The organism is Haemophilus sp. SZY H56 (assembly GCF_054332415.1).
Genome location: NZ_JBTGNX010000026.1, coordinates 1 through 3,745, shown reverse-complemented (window position 1 = coordinate 3,745; position 3,745 = coordinate 1). Strand labels below are relative to the sequence as shown.

General features: G+C 36.3%; 2 protein-coding genes and 2 pseudogenes. 1 reads left to right on the top strand and 3 read right to left on the bottom strand.

Annotated features, from left to right (window positions below; translation table 11 throughout):
- Positions 1 to 257 (bottom strand): annotated as a pseudogene (locus tag ACXVWP_RS11005) (RnfABCDGE type electron transport complex subunit D); the annotation flags it as partial.
- 30 nt (positions 258 to 287) lie between these two features.
- On the opposite strand from ACXVWP_RS11005, the pseudogene ACXVWP_RS11000 reads away from it, so the two are divergent.
- Positions 288 to 644, top strand: a pseudogene (locus ACXVWP_RS11000) (transposase); the annotation flags it as partial.
- A 202-nt stretch (positions 645 to 846) separates the two neighbouring features.
- Here the strand turns inward: ACXVWP_RS11000 and nadN are convergent.
- Together nadN and ACXVWP_RS10990 are read right to left on the bottom strand one after the other, a co-directional pair.
- Positions 847 to 2,658: an NAD nucleotidase gene (gene nadN / locus ACXVWP_RS10995; RefSeq protein ID WP_049357781.1), complete on the bottom strand. Its 1,812-nt coding sequence runs from the start codon at positions 2,656 to 2,658 to the stop codon at positions 847 to 849.
- A 24-nt stretch (positions 2,659 to 2,682) separates the two neighbouring features.
- Positions 2,683 to 3,462 (bottom strand): hypothetical protein, encoded by a 780-nt coding sequence (locus tag ACXVWP_RS10990; RefSeq protein ID WP_289902530.1) that lies wholly within the window; start codon positions 3,460 to 3,462, stop codon positions 2,683 to 2,685.
- Positions 3,463 to 3,745 lie beyond the last annotated feature (283 nt).

The window sequence follows — 3,745 nt, the reverse complement described above, 5'->3', positions numbered from 1 at the left end:
CAAGGCATTGAGAACATTTGGTTAGAATCAGAACCGATTAAGTTGAATAAGGTTGCTGTACCAATCATACCGATCATGACACCAGCCATAATGCGCCAAGAAGCAATACGGGTGAATACAATCACTGCACCACCGATTAATAACGCAAGCGTTGAAACCTCACCCATTGAACCAGGAATATTACCAATGAATGCATCCATCCAAGTAATTGGTTGACCGGTTACAGTGTGTTGTAATGCTGCTTGACCACCTTGATTCCTCGACATAACGCTTTCAGCCCCCCCAAAAAAGCCGTCGGGCTTGATGCTGGCTATTTTACCGTCCCTATCACAGAAAGCTTGGCTCGCCGAGAGGTTATTAGTGTATTTGATTATCGTCGCCCGACAAAAATAAAAAGCCGAAAGGCTGATTACCTGACACACTTATCAAGCTACGATAGAAAACGCCAATGCAGTTAAGTCATCGGAGCAAGGGAAAAACTCTACAAACGTCTAGCAAAAATGGTTGAGCATAACTTTACGGAAGCAGAACAACACCATAGACATAGTTATGCCCATTACAGAGGTTCGTCGAAAGTACACATGCAAGCAAGCACAAAATATCAAGAAAATGCCCTTGTGCTATGGGCTTTTTTACGCTTTTTATAATTCAGACTTTATTAATATGAGGTAATGGTAAAAACTCTACGAAACTGACTGCTTGAATGGCAATCTAAAGTGAAATGTAATAGAAAGAGATAAAACGACAAAAAATAAACCCACCTTTACCAGATGGTCTATAAAGTGGGTTTGCCTGAGGTATAAAATCGAGTGTTAAATACGCGCTATTTTCAATATATTTTAGCTTTTATTTTTTAGGTAACGCATCACTAGAAGCATTAAATTTCACATTTGATGAAGTGTAAGCCTCAAAGTGCGGATGTTTTTTCATAAATTTAATGAAACTTTCCGCATCAGGCAAGTAAGTATCAACGCCTTCATATTTCGGATCGTTAAATAATTTACCAAAAGTTTTGTAACCATCTTTACCGCTAGCTACATAAGCATTAGTACCAACGAGATAACGTTTATTATCATCAATTGGTTCCCATTGTTGGGTTTGTTTATTCAATACTTCCACGCTGACTAAACGTTTACCTTCCGCATTTGGTATTTCATTCGCTTCGTAACGAATGCCCGCGCCATAAGGGAATGCCCCTGTAGAACCATCAACTAAAGCAAATTGCATCGCATCTTCAAGCACTTGTTTCACTAACGAACCTTCCATTTTATAGGTATATAACGTATTCCCGAAAGGTAAGAAAGTATAAGCATCATTAAAGGTTACATTGCCTGGTAAAATATCCGCACGAACACCGCCTGCATTTTGAATGGTTAAATCCACTGTTTTGAGTTCGTTATACATTGTTTCTGCAATAAAACGCGTTGCAATAGAACCTTCTGGATTTGAGCCTGCTTTATTTGGGATACGATTTGCTGAACCACCTGGCATTGCAGAACCGGTGATGACGCCAACAATTTCTTGTGCTAAACGATCTTTTTCACTTTTATATTTTGAAATAAGCATGTCTGTTTTTGCATCATGATCATCAAGTGAAATACTCTTCATTGATTTTAAAGTATCAAGCGCTTTTTTACGTTCATCGCCTGTTAATTCAGTCCATTTACCTTCCGCATTTTTCACTTGAAGTTTATGAGAACTCATTAACACATGAGGAATTTTACGAGTAATAGACGCAATACCTTCAGGGCTGAATTTAACACCTAAGTCACCCACCACAGCAGAATAAGCCCAACCTTCCATTACAAATACAGGTTCACCATTCGGATTTTTAAATTCAAGTGGATATTCATAGATTACTGGCAATTTTAAACCACGTAATTCATCATTTCCGTATAAATAATGTGAATCGCCAGTAACGATCACATCAATATCATTTACTTTTTGAGCGATTTCGATATTTTTTTCACTTCCTGCATGTGAAAGTAAGATGATTTTATTAATACCTTGTTGTTTTAGCGCATTTGCCATAATTTGCGCAGTAGCAATTTCATCATAGAACTTCACATCTTTACCTGGTGAAGAGGAATTAACCGTTTTATTCACGGTATCTAAACCGATAATAGCAATTTTTTCTCCATCTACAGTGAAAATATCGTAAGGTTTCCATTTGTTATATAAAATTGAATTTTTATCAGGAATAACATTGGCTGAAAGTACTGGGATTTTTAATGGCTCGAGTAGTTTTAATAAACCTTCATTACCCGCATCAAATTCATGGTTACCCAAAGTAAAATAATGGAAATTACCAGCATTCATGACAGCCGCATCAGCAGAACCACCAAAAAGGGTGAAATACAGCGTACCGGTAATCGCATCACCTGCATGTAGCACTAATGGATTTTTATACTTTTTACGTAACTCATAAAGTTTCCCATTCACAGCAGAAAAACCACCAATATCAACCTTTGTTTGTTGACCATTTAAATTAATTCTCGCTTCGTGCGGTTCCAAGTAAGAATGGTGGTCGTTAATATGTAAGATACTTAACTCAACAGCTTTATGTGCTTGCGGCGCTTCTTTAGCAAAGGCTGCACCTGAGCAAAGCATTGCTAACGCACTAACTGCAAAGGTAACTGATTTTTTAGATAAAAACATAATGGCTCCTTGTGAGTAAACGGATTAATTTAAGCCTTCAAGCATTGCTTGGAAAGTCTTATAACGAATAGCATAGTTATTGTGTTGAAGATTTTCACGTGCTTGATCCAAATACGAAAAATCATCAACCTCCACCCCTTTAAATTGGCGAGCAAACATCATATTGGCTAGAGCGAGGCGGGGCTTAATTTCAGAAGAAGGGGTTATCAAACTCACTCGATTCTCAGTAATAGAAAAAGTTGTTTGATTAGGAAAATCTTGACGCATCTGTTCAATAATTTTTTGAAATATGCCTTTAGCATCCAAAGACAATAATATAATTTGATCTGGTTTGGCTCCCCGTTCTATTAAAGCCTGAACAAATTGCTCCGAATTATCTGTTTGACGAATATAAATTTTTGCCTGCTCATTCGCTAAAAAAGACACCAGTAAGTTTTTCTTCATTTTCTGAATTAAATTAGCATCGCCAGTATTTATCGGTTCAAAGTATAAATAATCAAGAAATTTAGGGGTGAGATTTTTATCTGTTTTAAAAATGCGAGTGAGGATTTTTTCGCTTATTTGGATCTGATTATCTAGGAATTGAGGAGGTAAAGAAAAAAGTGCGGTGAGTTTTTTCTGTAAAATCGAAACTTGTTGCTTTTCTTGTTTGGCTAAAGCGATTGAAAATTGTTGCTTTAAAGCCTCAGCGGACTCAGTAGATATTGATTGGTGAGAAGACGAAGGAGGACTCGCTATCACAGATTGTTGAATGCCAATACATGACGCTAATCCAAGTAACACAGAATGAAAACTGATTTTCATAATAAACCTCATTTAACTGATATTTTATCAATATAAAATACCGCTTAACGCGTAAACTTGACCTAAAACTATTTGAGAGTTTCTTAGATTATACGTAAAACAAAATTGCATGTGAATGATAATGTTTACTTTTTCAAGAGAATATAACGTACTTATTAGAATGCTCATCCAAAACTTGCAATTTTGCTCAAAAAGTATAAAACTCGCAGGCTTTTTGTCTATATATACAGAGAAAAAAGTAAGCTATATTCTTAAATCACTTTCGAGTTTGAGAATATTCTTT